The organism is Pontiella sulfatireligans (assembly GCF_900890705.1).
Lineage (GTDB): Bacteria > Verrucomicrobiota > Kiritimatiellia > Kiritimatiellales > Pontiellaceae > Pontiella > Pontiella sulfatireligans.
In genome coordinates this window covers 3,559,929-3,584,223 of the sequence record NZ_CAAHFH010000001.1, presented here as the reverse complement: position 1 = coordinate 3,584,223, position 24,295 = coordinate 3,559,929, and the positions used below count along the sequence as shown (strand labels likewise).

Annotated in this window: 15 protein-coding genes; 7 read left to right on the top strand and 8 right to left on the bottom strand. The window is 56.2% G+C overall.

Annotation, left to right across the window (positions count from 1 at the left end; translation table 11 throughout):
* Positions 1 to 50 precede the first annotated feature (50 nt).
* On the bottom strand, positions 51 to 2,498 hold the full coding sequence (galB, locus tag SCARR_RS12520; RefSeq protein WP_136061906.1) for a beta-galactosidase GalB: 2,448 nt from the start codon (positions 2,496 to 2,498) through the stop codon (positions 51 to 53).
* 170 nt (positions 2,499 to 2,668) lie between these two features.
* Here galB and SCARR_RS12515 point away from each other — a divergent pair, with 170 nt between their 5' ends.
* The 7 genes from SCARR_RS12515 to SCARR_RS12485 all read left to right on the top strand — a co-directional run bounded on the left by SCARR_RS12515 (position 2,669) and on the right by SCARR_RS12485 (position 10,633).
* Entirely contained in the window at positions 2,669 to 3,436 is a 768-nt protein-coding gene (locus SCARR_RS12515; RefSeq protein ID WP_136061905.1) for an AraC family transcriptional regulator, read from the top strand.
* 63 nt (positions 3,437 to 3,499) lie between these two features.
* Positions 3,500 to 4,792: a 3-keto-disaccharide hydrolase gene (locus SCARR_RS12510; RefSeq protein ID WP_136061904.1), complete on the top strand. Its 1,293-nt coding sequence runs from the start codon at positions 3,500 to 3,502 to the stop codon at positions 4,790 to 4,792.
* Complete coding sequence (locus tag SCARR_RS12505) at positions 4,779 to 6,104, top strand: Gfo/Idh/MocA family protein (RefSeq protein ID WP_136061903.1); 1,326 nt, start codon at positions 4,779 to 4,781, stop codon at positions 6,102 to 6,104. The genes SCARR_RS12510 and SCARR_RS12505 overlap by 14 nt, the downstream gene beginning before the upstream one ends.
* Positions 6,101 to 7,054 carry a Gfo/Idh/MocA family protein gene (locus SCARR_RS12500; protein WP_136061902.1) on the top strand — a complete coding sequence of 318 codons (954 nt, stop codon included), beginning with the start codon at positions 6,101 to 6,103 and terminating at the stop codon, positions 7,052 to 7,054. Before SCARR_RS12505 ends, SCARR_RS12500 begins: the two co-directional genes overlap by 4 nt.
* The gene (locus SCARR_RS12495) at positions 7,051 to 7,842 is read left to right on the top strand and encodes a sugar phosphate isomerase/epimerase family protein (protein WP_136061901.1); all 792 of its coding nucleotides are present in this window, start codon (positions 7,051 to 7,053) and stop codon (positions 7,840 to 7,842) included. Before SCARR_RS12500 ends, SCARR_RS12495 begins: the two co-directional genes overlap by 4 nt.
* A complete protein-coding gene (locus SCARR_RS12490) occupies positions 7,839 to 9,272 on the top strand; it encodes a sulfatase-like hydrolase/transferase (protein ID WP_136061900.1) in 1,434 nt (477 codons plus the stop codon). The genes SCARR_RS12495 and SCARR_RS12490 overlap by 4 nt, the downstream gene beginning before the upstream one ends.
* 146 nt (positions 9,273 to 9,418) lie before the next feature.
* On the top strand, positions 9,419 to 10,633 hold the full coding sequence (locus SCARR_RS12485; protein WP_187356367.1) for a nucleoside permease: 1,215 nt from the start codon (positions 9,419 to 9,421) through the stop codon (positions 10,631 to 10,633).
* A gap of 565 nt (positions 10,634 to 11,198) precedes the next feature.
* Here the strand turns inward: SCARR_RS12485 and SCARR_RS12480 are convergent.
* From SCARR_RS12480 to SCARR_RS12450, 7 genes are all read right to left on the bottom strand, one after another.
* Positions 11,199 to 12,644 carry a carbon starvation CstA family protein gene (locus SCARR_RS12480; protein WP_136061899.1) on the bottom strand — a complete coding sequence of 482 codons (1,446 nt, stop codon included), beginning with the start codon at positions 12,642 to 12,644 and terminating at the stop codon, positions 11,199 to 11,201.
* A 119-nt stretch (positions 12,645 to 12,763) separates the two neighbouring features.
* A complete protein-coding gene (locus SCARR_RS12475; protein ID WP_136061898.1) occupies positions 12,764 to 14,710 on the bottom strand; it encodes an FAD-dependent oxidoreductase in 1,947 nt (648 codons plus the stop codon).
* Between the two features lie 185 nt (positions 14,711 to 14,895).
* Positions 14,896 to 16,362, bottom strand: coding sequence for a sulfatase-like hydrolase/transferase (locus SCARR_RS12470; protein ID WP_168433274.1), 1,467 nt, complete (start codon positions 16,360 to 16,362; stop codon positions 14,896 to 14,898).
* Position 16,363: 1 nt separating this feature from the next.
* Complete coding sequence (locus SCARR_RS12465; RefSeq protein WP_136061896.1) at positions 16,364 to 17,845, bottom strand: sulfatase family protein; 1,482 nt, start codon at positions 17,843 to 17,845, stop codon at positions 16,364 to 16,366.
* 9 nt (positions 17,846 to 17,854) lie between these two features.
* Positions 17,855 to 19,372: a sulfatase gene (locus SCARR_RS12460; RefSeq protein ID WP_222846281.1), complete on the bottom strand. Its 1,518-nt coding sequence runs from the start codon at positions 19,370 to 19,372 to the stop codon at positions 17,855 to 17,857.
* Positions 19,373 to 19,382: 10 nt separating this feature from the next.
* Positions 19,383 to 21,275 (bottom strand): sulfatase-like hydrolase/transferase, encoded by a 1,893-nt coding sequence (locus tag SCARR_RS12455; protein ID WP_136061895.1) that lies wholly within the window; start codon positions 21,273 to 21,275, stop codon positions 19,383 to 19,385.
* Positions 21,276 to 21,387: 112 nt separating this feature from the next.
* Entirely contained in the window at positions 21,388 to 24,255 is a 2,868-nt protein-coding gene (locus SCARR_RS12450) for a hypothetical protein (protein WP_136061894.1), read from the bottom strand.
* Positions 24,256 to 24,295 lie beyond the last annotated feature (40 nt).

Genomic DNA, 24,295 nt, shown 5'->3' with positions numbered 1-24,295 from the left:
ATATTTCGGGCATCATCGCTCGCTAAGTTGTCGTTTTTCGCTTTTGGGGACTATTTTGCTTTAACCGAGATCTTTGCGGATTCGAGGCCTTCGGACTCGGCGGTCAGTTCGATCTTGCCGGCTTCGCCCGCCTTCGAGCGGATGACGACGAGGGCGAGGCCGTTGAAGACCTTCCGTTCCGTGGCCTGGAAAGATTCGTGGCTGACGGGATCGCCGTTGCCGACGGCGATGATTTCGCCGGGGCCGGAGAGCGTGTATTTTACCGAGTTGTGCGTCCGCGGAACAAGCAGGCCGTCGTTATCGGAAACCTGAACCGTTACAAACGAGAGGTCGGTCCCGTCGGCGGCAATTTTTTTCCGGTCGGCGGAGAGCTCAAGCTTCACGGCTTTTCCGGTGGTTTTCGTTTCGCTCGCTGCCCATTTTTTGCCGTTTTTATAGGCCTCGACCTTCAATTTGCCGGGCTCATAGACGACATCGTCCCAGCGCAGGCGGTATTCAAACTCGCCCTTCTTTTTTCGACCGAGCGATTTCCCGTTGAGGAAGAGCTCGGCTTCGTCGCCGGAGGTGTAGACGTGAACCGGCGTGATTTTGCCGACGCGTTCCGGCCAGTTCCAGTGCGGGAGGATGTGCGCCATCGGCAGCTCGGGGCGCCACTTGGCCTGGTACATGTAGAAGCGGTCTTTCGGGAAGCCGCAGAGGTCGACAATGCCGAAGTAGGAGCTGCGCGGCGGAATATTGCCGCCGAGCGCTGCGAGCTCTTTTTTCATCCGCGCTTTTTCCGCGGGATCGGTAAAGTTGAGGAGATTGGTTTTGTCTTTGTTGTAGGGGGTCGGCTCGCCGATGTAGTCGAAGCCGGTCCAGACAAATTCGCCGAAGACCCAGGGATATTTGTCCTGCGCTTCAAACTCAATGTCGGGGCGGTAGGCCCAATTGGGGGCGGAAAGGTCGTAGCTGCTGACCTGGAAATAGCCTCCGGAGCCTTCTTTTTTGTTGTCGGAGACAGGGAAGAAATATTCACCGCGCGAGCTGACGGTTGAGGCGGTTTCGGAACCGTAGAGCGGCAGGTCGGGATTGTCTTTGCGGAACTGCTCGTACATGTGGGGCTTATAGTTGAAGCCGAACACATCTGCGGTGTTCTGGAAACCGTTGGTCGAGGCCTCGGGGCGGCTGTTGCCAAACGTGCAGGGGCGCGTTGGATCTTCGGCATTCACCAGCTCGCGCAACTGTTGGGAGAGCGCGGCGTCTTCCGGATAGCGCAGTTCGATCATTTCGTTGCCGGTGGACCACATCACGACGCACGGATGGTTGCGGTCGCGGTGGATCATGGCTTTCAGATCCTTTTCATACCAGTCCGCGAAGAGGGTGGAATAGTCGTTCACCACCTTTTTCCTCGCCCAGACATCAAAGGCTTCCACCTGTACGAGGATGCCCATGCGGTCGCACTGGTCGAGGAATTCCGGCGCCGGCGGATTGTGCGCTGTGCGGATAGCGTTTACGCCGAACTCTTTCAGGATTTCAATCTGGCGCTCTATGGCGCGGACGTTGACGGCGGTGCCCAGCGGGCCAAGGTCGTGGTGCTGGCAGACGCCGTTCATGCGGACCTTTTTTCCGTTCAGGAAAAAGCCATTGGCGGTGTATTTGATGGTGCGGATGCCGAACGAGGTGTCGTAGCGGTCGACGGCTTCGCCGCCTTTGAAAACCGTGGTCTTCACTTGATAAAGGTTGGGGTTTTCCAGATCCCAAAGCTTCGGAGAGGCGAGTTCAATCGAGCAGTCTGTCCCGTTTCCGGAGGCCAGCACCTTGTTGGAGCCCTCTTTGAGGACTTCATGGCTCACTTCAACATCGGCCGAAGCGCCTTCGATCTGCGTTGTAATATGGATGGTTGCGCTTTCTCCCGAGACCTTGGGCGTGGTGACGAACGTTCCCCAGTGGGCCACATGCACCGGACCGGTTTTGACGAGACGCACATTGCGGTAGATGCCTCCGCCCGGATACCAGCGCGACGAATCCGGCTTGTTGTCGAGCCGTACGGCGATCGTGTTTTCCTGTCCGACCTTCAGCTTGCCGGTCAGCTCCAGTTGGAACGAGGAATAGCCGTAGGGCCACTCGCCGATGTATTCGCCGTTGAGCCAAACCTTGGTGCGCGACATGGAGCCGTCAAACTCAATGAACACCCGCTTGCCCGCATCGCTTTCCGGTGAATCGAAGCTTTTGCGGTACCAGCCGATGCCCGCCCACGGGAGCTTGCCGGTTTGGTTGGGCAGTTCGGCGCGGAACGGGCCTTCGATGGCCCAGTCGTGCGGGAGGTTCAGCGTGAGCCATCTGGAATCGTTGAGTCCGGGCTTTTCCATCCCCTTGGGTTCTTCCAGCTGCGAGCCGTTGGGCATCGCGCCGAAACGGGCAAATTTCCAGTTGTCGTTGAAAGAGGCCGTATCGCGCGTGGCGCCGGCAGACAAGGTGAATACGCATCCCAGTAATAGAAGCAGTGTATGTTTCATAGCAATCGTCATCCTTTTCAGTATCTCGAACAATTCAATGAATATAGCAGAATGTACATAGGCCGCGATACGACATCGCGCAAAAAGCATGCGTGATTTGGCCAGCAAAGGGAAATGACCCGGCAACGGCTACTTGCTTGGCAGGCTGTCTTCACCTAGTCTGGTCTTCTATGAGTGAAGGACATCAGATGGATGCGGTCCAGGAGGCCGATGCCTTTCGGAAGAGGGTGCATGGTGCGCAGCTGCAGCAGCTTTTCAACTATCTGCCCGGAGTATACTTCGTCGTGAAAAGCCGCGATGGGCGGGTGATGATGGCCAATGAGGTGGCGGCGAGGTTATGCGGCTTCGAACACGAAGCGGATATGATCGGCAAGACCGATTATGACATTTTCGCGCCCGACCGGGCCTCCGCCTATGTTCAGGATGACCGCCATGTGTTCGAAACCGGTGAGAGCATCATTGACTGGGTGGAGCTGGCTCCAGACCCGAAAAATTCGATCAACTGGTTTGTCACCACCAAGATTCCGCTGCATTCACACGACGGTAAAGTCATTGGGCTGGCTTGCATTGCTCGCAACATGACCGACGCCCACGAAAAGCTGCGCCCCTACGTGGAGATGAACGAGGTGCTTGAATTTGTTCGCGAAAACCATGCAAGCCCTATCCGGATTGAGGAGCTGGCCAAGATTGCGAACCTGTCGTCAAGCCAGTTCGAACGCCGCTTTAAGAAGGTTTTTGATATCACTCCGACGAAGCACATTCTGAATGTGCGCATTCGGGCCGCCTGCAACCTCCTTTCAACCACGAATGAAACCATTGCATCCATTGCGCTGGAATCTGGGTTCTACGACCACAGCCATTTTATCCGGAACTTCCGGAAAGTGATGGGCCTTTCTCCCAAGGAATACCGTGAGCAGGATCGTAAGAGCCCGTGGTGATCTACACTGTTGTGCTGAGATTTTACAATACGCGACGTTGCCTGTTCTGATAGATTCCGTTCCATGAATTGGAAACTGAAGATATGTTTGCTGGCTGGGTGTGCAGGGCTGCTCCTCAATGTTGCTGCGTTGCCGGAGGGTTTTGTTCCTCTCTTTAACGGAAAGGATCTGACGGGGTGGTGGGGCTTGAAGACGGAAGATCCGGCCAAATGGATGGCGCTGCCCCCGGAAAAGTTTGAGGAAAAAAAGCAGGCCAGCCTGAAAGACATTCATCAGCATTGGCGCGTCGAGGGCGACGTGTTGGTGAACGACGGCAAAGGGTTGTTTTTAACGACGGATAAAAACTATGCCGACTTTGAGCTGATGCTCGAATATAAAACCGTCGCCCGCGCCGACAGCGGGGTTTATTTGCGCGGCATACCGCAGGTGCAGATTTGGGATTCCACCGATAAGAAAAAATTCAAGCTCGGTGCCGACAAGGGGTCGGGCGGGCTGTGGAACAACAAGAAAAACCTCGAAGGCCGGGATCCGCTGGTGCTGGCCGACCAGCCGTTCGGCGAATGGAACCAGATGCGCATCCTCATGGTGGGGGAACGGGTTTCTGTTCTTTTAAATGATCAGATCGTGGTTGATCACGCTCGGTTGGAAAACTATTTCAACCGCGATATGCCGGTGCCCCGCTCTGGGCCGATTCAATTGCAGACCCACGGCGGGGAAATCAGCTGGCGCAATGTTTTCATCCGGGAGATTGGCGGCGAAGAGGCCAATCAAATCCTCGTTTTCAATGCCTGGGAGGACGGAGAAGTTCCGGCGGACTGGCAGGGCCCGGCCGATAACTATTTATTCGAGAACGGCATGATTCAGTGCAAAAAAGGAAAGGGCGGAACCATCTTTACCGAAACGGAATATTCCGACTTTGCCGTGCAGTTTGAATTTAAACTTCCAGAAGGTGGAAACAACGGGCTGGCGATCCGCTATCCCGGCAAGGGCAATCCGGCTTACAACGGCATGTGCGAACTGCAGGTGCTCGACAACACGGCGCCCAAATACGCCAAGCTCGATCAACGGCAGTACCATGGTTCCGCCTACGGCATGATGCCGGCGCACCGGGGCTATCAGCGACCCGTTGGCGAATGGAACTTTCAAACGGTGGAGGTCGTTGGATCGACGATCAAGGTCGAGCTCAACGGCACGTTGATTCTCGATGCCGATCTGTCAGGGGTCACTGAATATTTGGCCGACAAGAAACATCCGGGCAAGGAGCTGACCCGCGGTCATTTCGGTTTTGCCGGGCACAACAGTCCGGTCGCTTTTCGCAACATTCTCATCAAGGAGCTTAATCATGAATCCAAGTAGACGTTCATTCATCAGAAGCACGGCCGTGGCGGCCGGCCTTCCTCTTTTTAATGTTGGCGCTCAAGGCGTTTCTCCTAACGAAAAGATTAACCATGCCAGCTTCGGCGCGGGGGGCAAGGCGGGATCTGATATCGGAATGATGATGCGGACCGGCCATTGCAATCTGGTGGCCGTGGCCGAGGTGGATGAAACGCGGGTGGGAAAGATCAAGAAAAACTATCCGGAGGCCAGAATCTATAAGGATTGGCGCGTGTTGCTGGAGAAGGAGCATAAGAATCTCGATTCGGTCAATGTATCAACGCCGGACCACATGCATGCACCGATTGCTGTGACGGCGATGAAGCTTGGGCTGCACGTGTTTGGGCAAAAACCGCTGGCGCAGAATCTCTATGAAACGCGGCGGATGGCCGAGGTGGCGCAGGAGACGGGTGTTGTTACCCAGATGGGCATTCAGCTTTCATCCAGCACTTATGAACGGCTGGCGGTGCGGATGATTCAGGACGGTGTGATCGGCAAGGTAAAGGAAGTCCATATCTTCAGTCACAAAACCTGGGGCGACCCAGGGACCCTGCCGGACAGATGCGACCCTGTTCCAGAAACACTCGATTGGGATCTGTGGTGCGGCGTGGGGCCGAAGAAACCGTATCTCGGCAATAAATATTACCATCCGAGTGGCTGGCGAAAGCGCCTCGACTACGGCACTGGAACCCTCGGCGACATGGGCTGCCATATTTACAGCCCCATGTTCGGTGCACTGGGCATCAAGGCGCCGCTTTCGGTCAAGTCGCTCGGTAGCGTGCCGAACAAAACCAATTGGGCTATTGATGAAAAATTTGAATATATTTTTCCCGGCAATACACGCACCGCTGGCAAGACCGTTAAGGTCATCTGGACCGACGGTGCCCACCGTCCGCCACAGGCGCTGATGGATTTGTTTGGTGAAAAAATGCCGAAGCAAGGGGGCATATTCATTGGAACGGAAGGGGTCCTTTTAGCGCCGCATGGCGGGCTTCCCGTGCCTTATCCGCGCGAAAAATTTGCAGACTACCGCTATCCGAAATTCCCGGCGCGCGATCACTACGGAGATTACGTGGATGCCATACGCGGTGAGGACGTGAAGCCGATTGCAGACTTTGTCACCTATGGGGGACTGCTCACAGAAACCGTTCTGCTGGGGGCGCTCTCCTCGCGTTTCCCGAACGAAACATTGATGTGGGATGCCGCCAATCTGCGCTTCACCAACCATGATGCTGCGAATCAATTCATTCGTCGCACCTACCGCAAGGGCTGGAAAGTCGACGGTCTGTCATGATTCGAGTCGGAATTATTGGACTGGGATTCATGGGCGGCGTTCACTTGCGCAATTGGCAGGCATTGGACGGTGCGCAAGTGGTTGCGGTTTGCGACAAGAGTCCGGAGGTTGGGAAGGCAACGCAGGGGAATATTGACGCGGGGCAAGAGGTTCTTGATCTTGAAGGTATGACCCTCTATTCCGATGTGGCAGAAATGCTGGCCGGTGAAAAGCTCGATGCCGTGTCGATCACGCTGCCGACCCACCTGCACAAAGCCATTTCAATTCAATGCCTGGAAGCTGGTGTTCATGTGCTGTGCGAAAAGCCGATGGCGCTGAACACTGCCGATTGCGACGCCATGATCGCGTCCGCATCAAAGGCGGGCCGGTACTTGATGGTGGCCCATTGCATCCGGTTTTGGCCGGAATATGTTTGGGCCAAGCAGGCGGTCCAAAGTGGTGAATACGGCAAGGTGCTCTCGGCCGATTTTTCACGGCTCACCTATGCGCCGGCATGGGATGGCGACAGCTGGCTTTCGGATCCTGCGAAGAGCGGCGGCATTGCGCTGGATCTGCATATTCACGATCTCGACTTTATTCAATACCTCTTCGGTGCGCCGGCCGGAAGCCGTTCGGTGCGCTCCACATTCAAGCATGTTCAAACGTGGCTCGACTATGGCGACGACCGCGTCATTTCGGCCACCGCCAGCTGGCTGATGCCGGAGTCGTTCGGTTTCCAGATGGCCTTTAAGATTGTTTTCGAAACCGCGGCCTCGGTTTATGACGGCACCACGCTGACCGTCTATCCCTCCGAGGGCAGCCCGTACGAACCCGAGGTGGGGGACGGCATGGGCTATGCCGGCGAGATTGAATATTTTGCTGCATTGATTTCAGGAACAAACACAGAAGCCGTCATCACGCCGGAGCAGGCGCGCGAGTCGGTCCGTATGGCATTGGAGACAAATCGATGAAGCACCCCCTTGGCATTTGCAGCTGGTCGCTGCTCAACAATCCTTTCGATATTTCCCGGACTCTGGGAAAAACAGAACTTACCCTCCTGCATCTCGAGCTGGTTGCCGCGCCTCTTTTACGCGAGGCGATTGCTGAAAACAGTTGGAAGGTCAGCGCCACGATGCTGGCGTTTCCGCAGGAGGATTATTCCTCGCTCGGAAGCATTCGCGAAACCGGCGGCATTGTGCCGGACGACTGCTGGACGGTGAACCGCGCGCTGACCTTGGATGCCATCGAAAAGACGGCGGAAATGGGCGTTGCATTTCTGACCTTCCATGCGGGCTTCATCGATCACAAAGATGCAGAGGGCTATCAACTGTTTTGCGCCCGCATGTCGGAGCTGGCCGATGCCGCGCAGGCGCGCGGCGTTATGCTGCTGCTCGAAACCGGGCAGGAAACCGCCACTGATTTGCGCGTCTGCTTGGAAGATCTCAACCACCCCGCACTGGGCGTAAACTTTGACCCGGCCAACATGATTCTTTACGGCAAAGGCGATCCGATTGAGGCCGTCCGTGTGCTTGCGCCGTGGATCAAACATGTGCACATCAAAGATGCTGTCAAGACCGCCGCGCCCGGCGAGTGGGGCGCCGAAGTCCCGTGGGGCGATGGCGAAGTCGGATGCGATACGTTTATTCAAACCTTGGAGGAAATCGGATATACAGGCGCCTTGGCGATCGAACGCGAAGCGGGAGATGCGCGAATGGCCGATATCCAGTTGGCGGCGGAACGACTCAGAGGTGAACAATGATTAGATATGGAATGGTTGCCGTCGCGCTGATGGGACTGATGAGACTGATGGTCGGTGGTTGCTATGCCTCTGAACAAAAGCCCAATATTATTTTGGTTATGGCCGACGACCAAGGGTGGGGGGATACCGGCTACAACGGTCATCCCGTATTGAAAACGCCGGAGCTCGATGCCATGGCGCGGGACGCGTTTGTTTTCGACCGCTTCTATGCCGCGGCGCCCGTTTGCTCGCCCACCCGCGCCAGCGTGATGACCGGCCGTAGCCCTATTCGCGCAAAGGTGCCCAACCATGGACGCTACATGCGCCCCCACGAAACCACGTTGGCTGAAACACTGAAGGCGGCTGGATACACAACCGGTATTTTCGGCAAGGTCCATCTGGGTTCGGGGCAGCCCGGCTCGCCATGCAACCCCTCCTCCATGGGTTTTGACGAATGGGTGGTTGGTCTGAACTTTTTCGATAACGATCCCTACCTGAGCCGCAACGGAACGGTTGAGCACCGCAAGGGCAAGGGCTCGGTGATCCTGATGGACGATGCCATCGAATTCTTGGAAAAGCACAAGGAGGGCAGTAAGCCCATCTTTGCCGTTGTGTGGTTTCCATCGCCCCACTCGCCGCATAAAGAGGTGCCTGATGGCGTCCGCCTGTACGACGGCGAAAAAAATGCCGGATATTTCCGGGAGATTGCCTTGCTCGATCAACAGGTCGGGCGGCTGCGCGGGGAGCTGAGGCGGATGGGCCTCGCCGAGAATACGATTCTTTGGTATTGCAGCGACAACGGCGGCTTGCTGAAAGAAAGTTCAGGCGGGCGCGAGAAGAAGGGAAGCATCTACGAAGGGGGCTTGCGGGTGCCCGGCATCATTGAATGGCCCGCGAAAAAACTCAAAGGCCGAACCAGCGTTCCGGTCGTCACGTTTGATCTGTTTCCAACCCTGCTTTCCATGGCCGGAATTGAGGCGGCGAACCCAACGCCGCAGGACGGCATGGATGTGAGCGGCGTATTTAGCGGCGAAATGAAGCGTCGCGCCAAGCCCATGGGCTTTTGGCATCTTTTCCAGGGTGGGCAATCGACGAAAAGCGATCTGATCCTGAAAGATATTATGGAAAAGCAGCAGGCCGGCGCGTCGCTTCCCCACAACGCGGAACGCATGCAAAAGGATTCGTTCGACTTCCCGCAATTTCCCGAAGACATCGCAACAGGGCATGCCGCTTGGAACGATTGGCCGTGGAAGCTGCACCGCATCACGAAAAAAACCAGTGTCTACGAGCTCTACAATCTGGAAGACGATCCAATGGAAGCAACCGATCTATCCTCCCTTCCCGAGTACAGGGAGCGGTTTGAGCGGATGAAGGCGGAATTGAATGCTTGGATGCGCTCCGTTGTCCGGAGCATCAACGGGGCGGACTACAAACGGAAGGGCCGCAACTAACGCGGCTGTGCAGCAGAGGGATTAATGGCAACGAATATTTCGGCTGTATGGATTCGTTGCGGATGCTTTTACTTTTTTAACCATAAATAATATGTAATGCAGCTCCGTAGCAGAATGGTAAGAAGTTTGAGTATAAGGAACTAACGATGAGTGAATCTAATATACACCCCTATATTGGTGCACGCCTTTCGGCGATGATGTTTCTCCAGTTTTTTGTCTGGGGCGCCTGGTTCGTTACGGTCGGCAACTACATGTTCAAAGCGGGCATGGGCGATGCCATCGGCTGGGCGTATTCCGTCGGGCCGGTCGCCGCTATTCTTTCCCCGTTCCTGCTCGGCATGGTGGCCGACCGTTTCTTCGCGACGGAGCGGGTGCTTGGCACTCTGCATATTCTCGGCGGCGTGCTGTTGTTTGGCGCGGCGGCGCAGCCGTCTGCATTTCCATTCATTGGACTCTTGTTCCTACATACGCTCTGCTACATGCCGACGCTTGGGCTGACCAATACGCTGGTCTTCCACAACATCACCAACCAGGAAAAGCAGTTTCCGCTGATTCGGGTTTTCGGGACGCTTGGATGGATTGCCGCCGGCACTCTGGTGAGCATGGTGCTTCATGCGGATGAGACCGTTCTTCCGCTGCAGATCGCCGGCGGGGCAGGGGTGCTGCTGGGGCTCTACTGCCTGACGCTTCCGCATACACCGCCCCCTGCCAAAGGTAAAAAGGTCTCGGTGCGCGATCTGCTCTGCCTCGATGCGCTGTCGCTGTTGAAGAAGCCTTCGTTCCTCGTGTTCATCGTCAGTTCCATGCTCATCTGCATTCCGCTGGCGGCCTACTATGCCTATGCGCCGGTTTTTGTGAATGCCAGCGGACTGGCGGATCCCGCATTCAAGATGTCGTTCGGGCAAATGTCGGAAATCTTTTTCATGCTCGTCATGCCGCTGTTCTTCGCCAAACTGGGCGTAAAGAAAATGCTGCTCATCGGCATGGCCGCCTGGGTGGCGCGCTACGGCCTGTTTGCCCTCGGTGCTCCGGAAGGAACGCTCTGGATGATCCTGATCGCTATTGCGCTGCACGGAGTCTGCTACGACTTCTTTTTTGTCACCGGCCAGATCTATGTCGACAAAGAAGCGCCGCTGGCCGTTCGCGGGCAGGCGCAGGGGCTGCTGATTCTAGTCACGCAGGGCATCGGCATGCTGGTCGGTGCGCAGGTGTCGGCCAAGCTGTTCAGCGCTTTTGTCCAAGGGCGCGAGGCCGATGTGTTGCTCGGATGGCAGCAATACTGGGAAGTCCCATGCATCGGCGCCGCCTTGATTCTGGTGTTCTTCGCTCTGCTGTTCCGGGAACGGCGCAAGGGTGAATAGAGCGTAGCGCGGAATTCTGTTTCGCGCTACAAACAGCGTAACGGAAGATGTGTGTGGTTGGATGTAGCATCGGTTCTCAGAACCAGTATTTCTGGGGGCTTCCAATGATTGGAAATAAACTGTCTGGAGGTGGAAGGCGTTGAATGGGGCCTTGTCCCCGTGGGCGACGACGAAGCGTCGCGCTCTATTTTAGGGGCGCGCAGCACTCTGGAATGCGGAGACCACGTCTCCGCTCTTAGCAGAATATGCTTCGCAGGGCTTTCCTCAGAAGCAACAGTGTTGCCGGGGCTGTTCCGCCATGGTTTTCTTGATGTATCTTCCCGTAGGAACGGCCGGATCGGCGGGCGCAGCGGTTTCTTGCTCAGCATATTCAGCCTAAAGGCTGGACTACATACCTTCTCCACTGCGGGTCTGTAGTCCACGCTTCAGCGTGTCCAGTCCGACATGATCCAAAAGGTGGATTCTATTCTTCGAGGGCGACGACAAAGCGTCGCGCTTCATCTAGGCGTTGCGCGGGGCAGGCAGGATGCCGGCGGGACGGAGCGCGCTTCGCGCAAGCCTTGCCTTACGATCCTTTGGCGGGGATTCCTTTTTTGAAAAAGAGAACGACTGCGACGGCGGTTGCGATGAGTCCGGCCGGATAGGCAATTGCGGTGCTGAGCCCGAAGCCTTCGGGGGCGATCAGGATGTAGGTGGAGCAGACGGCCGTCATGAACGCGGCCGGCAGGGTGGCGATCCAGTGGTTTTTTTTGTGACGGGCCATGTAGACGGCGGACATCCACAAAACGATCGTCGCCAGAGTTTGGTTGGAAAAGCCGAAGTAGCGCCAGATGACGCTGAAGTCTAGGCGGGTGACCAGCCAAGCAACGGCAAAGAGCGGCAGGCTGATAAACAGGCGGGAGCGGACGGGCTTTTGGTCGAGGTTGGTGAAGTCGGCAATAATCAGGCGGGCGCTGCGGAAGGCGGTGTCGCCGGAGGTGATGGGGCAGGCGACGACGCCGAGGATGGCGAGGAGCCCGCCAACCTTGCCCATCCATGAGCCGCAGATTTCCTTCACGGCCCAAGCGGCGCTGCTGCCCTGTTCGGCCATGGCGTTGTTGAGCTCCAGCGTGCCGCCAAAAAAGCTGATGGCCGCCGCAGCCCAGATGAGGGCGACAATGCCTTCGGTGATCATGGCGCCGTAGAAGATGCGGCGGCCGAGGCGTTCGTTGGTTATGCAGCGCGCCATCATGGGCGACTGGGTGGCATGGAAGCCGGAGACCGCACCGCAGGCGATGGTAATGAAGAGCATGGGATAGATCGGCTGCGTGGCCGCTTTGGCGTGGAAGTTATGCAGGGTTGTAAAGGTGATGTTTGGAATGGGGGCATTATTGACGATCAACGCACCCAGCAGGCCAAACGCCATAATGAGCAGGACGGCGCCGAAGAGGGGATAGATTTTGCCGATGATTTTATCGATGGGAAGGACCGTGGCGGCAATGTAGTAGCCAAAGATGATGAGCAGCCAGAAATCGTTGGTTTCGAAGGCGCCCCATGTAATGAATTCGCCGGTCATGCCGGTAATGATTTTGGCCGGGCCGAGAATAAAGACCACCCCAACGAGCAGGAGGAGGATGACGGAAAATGCGCGCATGAACTGCTTGAAGCCGTTGCCGAGGTAGTGGCCGACCACTTCGGGAATGCTTTCGCCGTCATGGCGGATTGAGAGCATGCCCGAGAAGTAGTCGTGCACCGCTCCGGCAAAGATGCAGCCGAACACGATCCAGATGAACGCGACCGGTCCGTAGAGCGCGCCCATAATCGCACCGAAGATGGGGCCGAGGCCGGCAATGTTCAGGAACTGGATCATGTAAATGCGCCACGCCGGCATGGGCATGAAATCGACGCCGTCGTTGAGCCGGGTGGCGGGGGTCTCTGCCGCTTCGTCAATGCCGAAGGTTTTCTCGATGAAGCGGCCATAGGTGAAATAGCCGACGACCAATGCGATGAGCGAAATAATAAATGTAGTCATAAGCGTTCCTCAATTAGCCATCCTTAATCCGCTTCGGTGAAAGATGTTTAACCATGAAATACACTAAAGACACGAAACGATCAGCGGGCTTTCGTGTCTTTCGTGGTCGGTTTTCGTTGTTATGATTTGTAGGCGCGGACTTCGAAGACCTTGGCGGTCGGTTTGCCATGGACCTCTTTAATGTTTAGGCGGATGGCGGTGGCTCTTACCGTCGGGAACTCGGTTTTAATCCGGCGGACCAGATTGTTTTCCACCGTGGCAACCTGCACCCATTTTCCGTTCACCTGCGCATCGATCGTCATGGTTTTGATCAGCTCCGGCGGGACGGTGGTGTGCTGCCCCTCGTTCTTGGCCGGATTCTTGTGCATGGCGATTTTTTTATGCAGTTCGGTGTCGCCCTTTAGCTCCACTTTCGAAAGCTCGACAGGTTTTTCCCAGACCACCTGAATCTCGGCGGGCAGCGAGTTGGATTCCCAGTGGTGCACCTCGCCGTAGATATCGCGCCCAATGCCGTCGGTCAGCAGGTTGACGTCGCCGGACTTGGCCGGCGAGGCGAAGAGCATTCCGTCGTTGCGAACCAGATCCTTCGGATCGTTGGCGGGGCGGTTAGGGATGAAGGTGTCGTCGCGGATAATCTGTTCCTGTAGCTCCTTGATGTGCAGCTGGGCGATGTCCCTTGGGTTGACGCCTTTATCCACACACATGGCGGCCGCCGAGCCGGTGGCCTGGCCCATCATGGCGCAGGTGCTGATGATGCGGGTCGAGGAGAGGGCAATGTGCGTCAGGCTGGCGTTGCGTCCTGAAAACTGCAGGTTCGAAATGTTTTTCGAGTAGAGGCTGCGGTACGGAATCTCGTAGAGCTTTTCGAAGCCTTGATGGAAAAAGCTGGCCGGGTCGTCGAGGTTTTCAATTCCGCCGGGTGCGTGTTCGTCAAGCGACCAACCGCCATACGCGACCGCGTCTTCGAAGTGGCGATAATCGAGCATGTCATTTTGGCAGAGAACATGATCGCCCATAAAGCGGCGCGATTCGCGGCGGCCGGGAATGGAGCCCACCCAATCCAGCGCAAGGTTGTCGGCTTCGGGGAAGTCGCCGGAATTCTTGATGTGGTCCCAGACGCCGTAGAAGTAGGCCATCAGTTTGTGGCGGTTGTCCTCGCGGGCGGCAATCGTATCGAACTCATCGCCGAGCTCAACCCACCAGAAGCCCTCTTTTACCTGCTTAATTTTGCGGTGCTTGTCCTTGAAGGCTTTTTCATAATCGAAGGGGAGCGCGTATTCCGGCGGATAGAACGGAACGGGGCGGCCCATGTCTTTGGTGATCATCATGATCGTGTCGCCCTGGGTCCAGCCGTCGGGCTGGTCGGGGGCGTAGGATTCGTTGAACTCGGCTTTGCCTTCGCGTCCAGTGCGGTATTCCGCGCCGGCGGTCGCCGCCAACAGGCCGTCGCCCGAGCAATCGACAAACTGTTTGGCGTTGATGACGTATTCCGTTTCGTTGGTGTAGCCCCAGCAGACTGCGGATTTTATTTTTGCGCCGTCCATGATGGCCTCGGTGGCCTGGCAGTTGAGCATGACCGTCAGGTTGGGCTCGCGAACGCAGAAGTTGTAGAGCACGTGGTCCCAAACGGGATACGACTCCTGCGGGTTGTAATACCAGTTCTCGATCATGATTTCTTCAATGATCCCGGTTTCACGCTCAATCTTCGGCTGCTTTTTATCTTTGACGCGCAGGCCGTGTACGCCGTTGACGGTGACGCGCATTTCGCTTGAAGCGTTGCCCCCGAGCACCGGGCGGTCCTGCACCAGCACGGTCTTGGCGCCGTTCCGCGCTGCGGCAACCGCCGCCGAGATGCCTGCCATGCCTGCGCCGAGCACGGCAACGTCATAGTTGAGGGTTTTTTTACGGTTGGGCAACCCGGTTTTTCCGGTGCCGACTTGCGTCCATTTATCGGTGGTCCGTTCGCCCTTGCTGTTCACTCGGGCAGTGGTGCATCCGGCCATAGGGAGGATGCTTGCGACGCCTACCGTTCCGGCGGATGTTTTAAAAAAGCTTCTGCGTTTCATAGTGCTCCTGTTGTGCATCCTCCGCGGAGGGTTGTTTTGATGTCTCGGGTATGAGCTGTTAGTCCTGCTGAGTTGGTTTAATGCAGTAAGATAGCAGAAGTAAAAGCTGAAGAAATACGCTATTGCGCAAAAGGTATACGATATTCAGTCGGGCTGGTGTGGCGGAATGATATGGCGTTCAGCTTCTATTCCGTGACGTAGGGCCGCTTCATGGCAAGGCCTGGTTCCTTGAATTTTTCCATCTGTACGAAGAGCTCGTCCTGAAGGCGTTTGGCGATTTCTTTGTATTCGGGATTATTGTACTGGTTCACGAGCTCGTCCGGATCTTTTTCCAGATCGATCAGCCAGGGCGTTTCCTTCTTGTCGAGGATCAGTTTGTAGCGGTTGTTCACCGCCGCGACCCACCATCCGCCGTTTTTGGCAAAGTAGGTAATGCGGTCGTCCACCACTTTCTTTTCCGGATTCTGGAAATCGGCGGAGGTGTCTTCGCCATGGAACGCGGCATCGGATTCCACGCCCATCAGTGCGAGCGTGGTCGGGGCGAAGTCAACGTTGGTGTAGGCCTTGTTGATGACCTTGCCTGCTTTGATCTTTTTGGGATAGCGGATCACAAACGGGATTTTTGCCGAGGCTTCGTAGGGCACGCCCTTGTTGCGGCGGTTGTGCTCGAAGAACATGTCGCCATGGTCGGAGGTGAAGATTACGATCGTATTTTCGGACAGGCCGTTTTTATCTAGAAACTCCAGCAACCGGCCGACGCTGTCGTCGATGTGCTTGACCATGCCGAAATATTGGCGCAGGGGCTTCGGGTCAAAGCCATCGGCCTCGTTATGGTCGTCGTCGTTGCTCTTGGAAGCCCACGAAGGTTTCGCTGCCGTGTATTCGGGCGCCATGGTTTTCGGGGGTTGCAGATCCATGTGGTCATACATGGTGTGGTAGGGCGGGCGGGCATAGTCCGGCGTGTGCGGATCCGGAATCGAGAGCATGATGCAGAACGGCTTGTTCTTGTCGCGTTCGAGAATTTCCAGGGTGGCGTCGGTGAAAAAGTCGGTCATGTGGACTACTTCTTCTTTCGGCAGTTTGGCAACGGATTTGTCGCCAAGCCCGCCTTTGGCCACGTTGCCGTTTTTCACTTGAAAGAACGGTGAATGCCCGCCTCTCATCATATGGCGGTTGTCGTCGAAGCCGGCCTTGTATTCGATGCCGAAAGTATATTTTTCATGTCCGTCGAGGTGCCACTTTCCGACATAGGATGTGGCGTAGCCGTGCTCTTTCAGGACGGTTGCGAAGGTGGGGATATCCTGCCGGATGTGGTCGCCGTTTTTCGGTGCGCCGGTCGCCTGCGGGTGGAGGCCGGTGATGAACGAGGCGCGCGACGGTGTGCAGATCGGCGACGAGCAGTAATAGTTGTTGCAGATGGCGCCTTCGTCGGCAATCCGGTCGATGTGCGGTGTTTCAACGCCGTTGCCTTTGCCCCAGACAAACGCTTGGTCTTCGGGGAGCTGATCGCGGTAGCAACCGAGTGTGCGGAAGTTGTGCTCGTCCGTATGAATGATCAGCAGGTTGGGTTGCTTGGACTTGCCTGCGAGCGTGGTGCGGCTGATGGCTGCTATGGTGACGGATGCGGTTATGGTGAAGTTGCGTCTATTCATTTTATTCTCCGACGGTCGGGGCCTTGGTTTTGCGCAGTTCGATGCACCGGTTGAGCATGGCATCCACGCGCGGTTTGTATTCTGGGTTCTTAAGCAGGTTGTTCTTTTCGTAGAGATCGGTTTTTAGGTTGTAGAGTCCGATCGGTTCCATGATGCCCGGTTGCAGCAGTTTTTCCGGCTTAAACTTGAAATCCTTGATCGTGGTGCTGGCCTTCATGATCAGCTTCCAGTCGCCATCGCGGATGGCCCATGAGGGGCCGCCGGCGGACTGGTGCATCAGGTTGCTGTGGCGCTCCTTCACATCGTGCCCTTGCAATACGGGCAGCAGATTCATCGAGTCCTTTACCATGTTCCGGTCGATCGGCTGGCCGGCCAGCGCCGCAATGGTGGCGACCACGTCGTGTCCAATGATTGGTTCGTCGGAGACCGAGCCCGGCTTGATCTTGCCCGGCCATACGGCGACGAACGGCACGCGGTGGCCGCCCTCCATGATGGAGCCCTTCTTGCCGCTCAAGCCGTTGCTCGAATCCAGATCCATGGAGAGGCCGCCGTTGTCGGACGTGAAGATGAACAGCGTGTGGTCATAAACGCCGGCTTTCTTCAGCGCCCGAACCAGCATGCCGGTTTGCACATCCAGCTCCTTGACCATGTCGCTGTGTTTGCCCGGCGTGGTTCCAGCGATCTTGATGCCGTCGAGCTCGACCGGCGGTTCGTGGGGGATGTGCACGGCTTGGCTGCAGTAATACATGAAGAACGGGTTGCCGGCATGCTTCTTGATATATTCCATGCCTTTCTTCGCGAGAACCGGGCCCGCTTTGGAGGGATCCCAGTTGGAGTCGCCCATGCCACCGCGGTCGTTGAGTTTTTTCGAGGTGGCGTAGCACGTTTGATCGGCGTCGAGTTCCTTCATAACGGAATCCGGGCCCAGTTTCATCCAGACCTGGTTTTCATAGAACGCATAGGGCTTGTTCTGGATGCCTTCCGGCAATTCGCAGGCATAGTCGAAGCCAAAGTGCAGCGCACCGCCGTCTTCCTTTTCCCAGTTTTCGATTTTGGAAAGCCAGGAGCTGCCGAGCCCCCACTTGCCGAAGAATGCGGTCTGGTAGCCGCCGGCCTTGGCGATCCGGGCGCTGGTGGTGAAGCCGCCGGGCTCGATGCCTGATTCCGCCTCCGGTGTCCAGACGCCGAACGAGTTGTGGTTGCGGTAGGAATAGTTGCCGGTCAGCATCGAAAAGCGGGTGGGGGCGCAGAGCGAGGCGGGGGAGTGGGCATCGGTGAAGCGCATGCCTTGCGAGATCAGCTTGTCGATGTTTGGTGTCTCCAGCACTGGTGTTTCGCTGCGCTGGCGCTGGAAAAAACTGATGTCGCCGAGTCCGATGTCATCCGCCATCAGGACGACAAGGTTCGGTTTGGCGCCCAGCTGAGGGGCGATTCCTGCGAGAAGCAAGAGACTGGCTGCGATGCTTTTTAAATGTGCGTTCATAAGGGGTTCCTAGTAGGGCAACGACGAATTCGGAGGCAGCGGAACGTTGTTGGCCTTGCGCCAGCCGGTTAGTTCCTTCAGCAACAGCTGCGCGGTTTCGGGGTTTTTCAGGGCCAGGTTGTTTTCTTCCTTTGGATCCTTTTTCAGGTCGTACAGCTCCAGCTCGCCGGTGGCGAGGAACTGGATGAGCTTCATGTCGTTTTTGCGGATGATGGAGCAGGTGCCGTTTCTATATTCGCTGGCGAGGTGCCAAAAGATCGGACGGGCCTGCAGCGCCTTGTCCTCGCCCTTGAAGAGCGGTGCGAAGGATTGGCCGTCGAGCTGGCCCCTGTAGTCGATTCCCGCGAGCTCCATAAAGGTCGGAAAATAATCGGTCACCATCACCGGTGTTTCGGTGCGGCGCGCGTCAACCTTTCCGGGCCAATTCACGAACGCGGGAACCCGGATGCCAGCCTCGTAGATGTAGCCTTTCTTTCCGCGCAGCTGAAGATTGCTGCCGATGTTCTGTCCGTTATCGGACGTAAAGATGATGAGCGTATTTTCGCGCAGCCCTTTTTGGTCGAGAAATTCGGCGATTCGCCCGACGTTGTCGTCGAGCGACTCAATCATGGTGGCGTACTGAGCCGTCGTGAGTTTTTTCTTTCCCGTTTCCATGCCCTGGCCGGTTTTAGGGTCGCCGAGTTTGTTCATGTATTTTTCCGTCAACTCCTCGCTGCGGGCTACGACAGGGCGGTGGACGGTGTAGTAGTGAAGGTTGATGAAAAACGGGCCTTCCTTGTGCTCGTCCATGAAGTTGATGGCTTCGGTGGTCAAATGGTCGGTCAGCCATTTGTCTTTCGGATTTTTCTGGTCCATGAACGGATTGCTGAACGGCGCGAAATAGCCGCCGGTCTTGCTCTTGTAGCCACCGACCTCCAGCGCGGGATCGCCGCGATAGGTGCCGCCAATGTTTTTGAGATAGCCGCGGCCTTCCGGATAATACGCTTTGCAGTGCTCTTTGTGATAGGGCACCCAGCTGAAGTCCGATGGCTTGGGTTGCCCCAGCTTTTTCTTCAGCGGCCAGGACGCTTCCATCTCTTTTTTGGGATAGGGGCCGACGAGGTGCCACTTGCCAAGGTGGATGGATTTGTAGCCGGCGTCCGCCAGCGGCTGGCTGTACATGATGTGCTCTTCGCCGACCGTCCAGCGCGAGAATATGCTCACCTGATCATTGCCCTTTTCGAGGACGGGAACCGTGTAGACGCCGGTGCGGAACGACTGCTTCCCCGTGGCCAGCGCCGTGCGCGACGGAGAGCAAGTCGGATACATATAGGCGTTCTTGATCACTAGCCCGTCATTGGCCAGTTGGTCAATGTGCGGCGTTTCGTAATAGGTCGATCCGTTGAATCCGACGTCGCCGTGTCCGAGGTCGTCGACCAAAATAAACACGATGTTGGGTTTAACTTTTGGCGTTGAAGCCCCCGCATACGTGCCACCCGTCAGTACGGCGAATGCCAAGCCCGTCGCCATTGTTTTTGCAGTTATCACTTGGTCTCCTCTATTTCTTTTTGATCTGAATGCGCTTCGCCGCCAGATGCCCCCCGCCTCGGATTCCGGCTGTGAGCTGCCATGCATTGGAATCGTTGGTGCTCAGCTCCAATGTCAGGGTGCCGGATTCTCCTGCGGCCGCCTTCCAGATATGCAGCTGCTTGGCCGTTTTATCCGATTTGTCGCCGACAAAGTTGACAAAAAAATCGGCGCCTTTATCTAGGCCTTTTGACTCCCACTCCATCGTCAGGGCATAGGTGGTGTTGGGCGCAAAGCTTTTCGTTGGGACTTCCAGCACGCGGTTCCATGAACTTTTTTTTGCGCCCTTGGCGTTTAGCTCGAGGTCGGCTTCGTCGATCAGGTATTCACCCTTTTTGTCGGCCTTGAGCTTTCCGCCCTTCTTTTTCCCGCCGGTATTCGCCGGCACCTTTTGATCGGCGCTGTAGAGGTAGTTCTTTCCTTTGGCGAGTCCGGGTTCGTTGTAGGCCTTCATCTGCCGAACCAATTCGTCCATCATGGTCTTGCCGATTTGAGCATACTCCGGGTTGAGGTAAAAATTGATCAGTTCGTCCGGATCCTTCTTCAGGTCGAAGAGCCACGGGATGTCGCTTTCCGAGATGACGAGCTTGCAGCGGTTGTTCACTGCCGCTACCCAGCCACTGGCGGAGGCGGTGATGTAGGTGACGCGGCCGTCTTCGACTTTCTTTGCAGGCGAGGTGAAGGCCTTCGCGTCGTTCAGTCCTTGGGAGCCGGGGATTCCGGGCGCGCCCATGATGCCCAGAATGGTCTGCGGGAAGTCCACGGTGGTGTAGGCGGTATGGATCATTTTCCCGGGGGCAATCTTTTCGGGATAGCGGATGAGGAACGGGATTTTGGCAGAGGTTTCGAAGGGGCTTCCCTTGTTGTGCTTTTTGTGTTCGCCCATCAGGTCGCCGTGGTCGGAGGTGAATACGACGATGGTGTTGTCGGCCAGCCCGTTGGCTTCCAGCCATTCCAAAAGGCGTCCGACGTTGTCGTCGATGCATTTCACCATACCGAAATAGATCTGCATCTGCTTCTGATTCAGCTCCGATACGAGCTCCTTTCCGCCTTGAGCCCAGATCGGCATGCTTTCCACAGGAACGTCCATCGTGCGGGGATTCTCAAAGTGAAAATTTTTAAACATGGTGTCGTAGGGCGGGCGCACGCTGTTCGGGCCGTGTGGGTCGGGAATGGAGAGCATCAGGCAGAACGGCTTGCCTTTGTCGCGCTCGAGGATTTCCAGCGAGCGGGTGGTCAGGAAGTCGGTGGTGAAGTTTTCGGGGTTTGATCCCGACACATTGAATTTTGCGGATTCTTTTTCAGGAATGAGTCCAATCACCGCCGGCTTGCCGTTAATGTTCGACAGTCCTTTCCAGTGGCCGCGGTTCATCATATATCGATTATCGGAAAAGCCGAACTTGCGGGCCGGTTCAAAGCCCGGCTTGGCGTCGCCGTCGAGGTGCCATTTGCCGACATACGAGGTGGCATAGCCTTGGTCCTTCAGCACCGAGGCGAAGGTGGCGAGCCCGTCATGCATCGGCATATTGTTCACCGGCGATCCGGTTGCGATGGGATAGAGGCCGGTCACGAAAGATGCGCGCGACGGCGTGCAGACCGGGGACGAGGCATAGTAGCTTGTGCAGATCGCGCCGTCGTGGGCGATGGAGTCAATGTGCGGGGTATCCACCTTAACGCCTTCGCCCCAGACAAACGCCTGGTCGTCGGGCATCAGTTCTCGGTAGCAGCCGAGCGTGCGGAAGTTATGCTCATCCGTGTGGATGATCAGCAGGTTGGTTTTTTTTGATTTCCCGGCCAGCGCATTTCCAGCCATGGCGGTGATGCCCGTTGCAGAAGCCAGCATTGAAAAATTACGTCTGTTCATCGTATTCCCTTTTTGTTGGATAGCGGCTCGACTGACTATGTAACGGATTGCAGGGGCAATAATGGACGCATTCTAGGCAAAGGGTTGCGTAAAAATAGTTGTTCCGCCATGCCTATTTCCCGGTGAAGGGTTCTTTCAGCTCAATATCGATGAAGCGGAAGCTGCCGAGCTGCACCTTAATTTCGGCTGTGTTCTCATTCTGCATCGGGATGGTTTGACCGGTCAGCACATCGGTGATCCGGATCGGTTTCACCGTGTTAAATTTTGTGGTGGCTGTTCGGGCCTTCGGGTTGATGTAGCCTGAGTCGACCAGCGTTAGACGCAGGCGCTTCGGAGCGGACTGGGCGACAACCCAGCCGACATCGCCGGCTACGGTCAGCGGAAGCAGCTTTGCCTTCTCGGCGATCGCATCCCTGACGGTGGTGTAGTAGGTGTTAGCCGCATGGGTTGAATTTCCGTCGGCTGCGATATAGCTGTGCCCGTCCGTAATGAACTCCTGCATGATGTTCCGGTAGAGTGGGTGCAGGTGATCGGTCAATTTTCCGCGGGGAACCGTTTGGTCCGCCAAAGGGCCTTCCTGCGGCGGCGTGATCAGGACCATCCCATTGGGGAACGGAGCGATAAAGTTCAAGCGGCGTTCTTTGACGGCCGCGGCATAGTTGGAGTAGTCCCACGGCGTTGTTTGTGCGCCCATCCATGTGGCGTTCATGCGGCTGAACACCATGGGGTTTCCGGTTTCATCGATTTCGTTGTAAAAGGTGTTCCACTTCGCTTCGTGGGCTTCCTTCATGTAGCGCGGATGGGGATTGTCCATGCTCAAGTGGACGGGGTTAATACTAAGGATTTCGTCGCGATGCGGCACATAAAGGGCGCCGGATGCGATCAGTTCCCAGAGAATGCTCATGTATTCCTGATCAACCGGAAAGTTGTTCAGGTATTGTCCGCCGTTGGCGACATGGAACACCAAATTCAGCAGAAAATGATTGGGCAGCATCTGGTTGCTGTACTGGCGCGAACGATCATAGCTGGGATTGTCGCGCACAGCTCGCGTGCCCCAGCTGTTGACCGCCCCGCTGGCCCAGAGTCCCATGCGTCCGGCGAGGCTGATTTCCATGGTTTTATCCGTTGTTTCCTCCATAGACGGGACGAATACATCGGCATATTCACCGGACAGGAGGACATTCCACATCGGTTTATCTGCACCGGGTTTGAATGATTTTTGATATACATTTCCGGTCCAGGAAATATTCTTACACCGCAGATAGATGTTCGCGTTCCGGGTTTCGCAGTATGCCGCAAAAGGCACGAACAGGTTGTCGACCACCCATTCGAAGTCCGCATCGCAGTGCTCCATTTCCGGGAAGATTTGAACCGTCTTTTTGCCCCCGTCTTTAAATGCGCGGTCAACCAGTGCATAGCGCGTTTCCAGGCTGAAAAACAGAGGGTCGTTTCCGTGCCCGCCCCAATAGGCGGCTCCTTGCGGGTCTCCATCAATCGTGGGCCCCAAGAGATTTAAAATCCCGGCCTGATCCATGTTCGGGTCTTCATAGTCGTGACGGCCGTCTTTGGTGTTGCGGTATTTTTCGTTGGTAACGATTGTGTCTCGGTTCCAGCTCGGCGGATACTGAACTTTTGATGTGGATTTGCTGGCCAGGAATTGAATGGCCGGGTTCTGCGTTTCCAACCGCTTTGCGAGTGTTTCAAGTTCAGGGGTGCTCATGTTTTCGGTCATGAAATAAACGGGCGGGCGTGCTCTGCCCTTTTTCTCATGCGCAGGGCGTTTGAACCGGGCAACCTGTTGGTCCAACTCGGCGCGTCGGGCGTGGATGTGTACCAGATTGCCGGTCGGCTCCAGTTTTTCATATGCCGCTTTCCAGTCCGGATGAGCGGTGTCCAGCAGATGAATGCAGCTGCCGCCGCTCTGCGAGCTGGCGATCAGGAATTTTGTGTCAGACACCTGCCACAGGTCGTTGTAGCAATACTTCGTGCCGATCACTTCGGCCTTTTTTACGTTGAGGTCCGGTGGCAGCAAAACAATTGAAGGCCCCATCAGGATAAAATAGCGGAAGCTATCTTCATCGGGAATTACGCGCGGTTGAATTACGAGATAGTGGGAGCGCCCGATTTTCTTTCTCAGCGGGGAGAGATTGACGCTCGAGTATGTGTCGTTCGCCACATCATAAATTCCGAATGCGGTGGTGTTGATATGCTGGGAAGTTCCAAACAGAACTTCGCTGACGCCATCCCCGTCTGCATCACAAACATGCATGTCGCCGAGTGTTTTAAGCCCCTTGATGTCCATGCCTTTTTTTGATTTCGGGAGTGTGGCGAGCCGATCGAATTCGTAGAGAACTCCCGCATCCTGCATGTGGTTGTTGAAGCCCGCCATGGCCAGAATTTCACGGCCATCGGGCAATGGAAGCGGACGCACAAAGTTAACGTTGTGCACGTTGCCGGGGGCCTCCGACCCTTTATGCCAAATCCGCTGCTGGCTGTACGTCGATGATGGGACGGTCTTAAGCAATTCGCCCGCTGCATCGAGATAATACATGTTCAGATCAAACCCGCCGCATGCGATGTATGGCTTCTTTCCGTTCTGAATCACGCAGACTGAATACATCGGCACATCATTGACTTTGAACTGCCATTGGAGTTCGCCTTTCGCATTCAGGCAGTAAACGCTTCCGTCAGCGTTGGCGGTCAGAATTTCATCGGAACCATCGCCGTCGATATCCGCACACCATACATCGTGATTCACGAAGCCGGAGAGCTTGTTTGTCCACCCGATCTCCCCGCTGTAGGTGATGCCCAGGACGGTGCCTTCATAGCTGCTCGCCACGATGAAGGGGGTTTTTCCGGTCTTGGCCGAGCGGACCTTGGTAATGGTATGACCGGTCTCGATGCTGGAGATGGCCGGGCCACCGAAAACAACGCTTTCGATTAATGCGATGGTGAGCAGAGCAAGGCATCTATTCGTCATTGAATCTGTTTCCTGTTTTCGGCTGCGCAGCGTTTGTTTT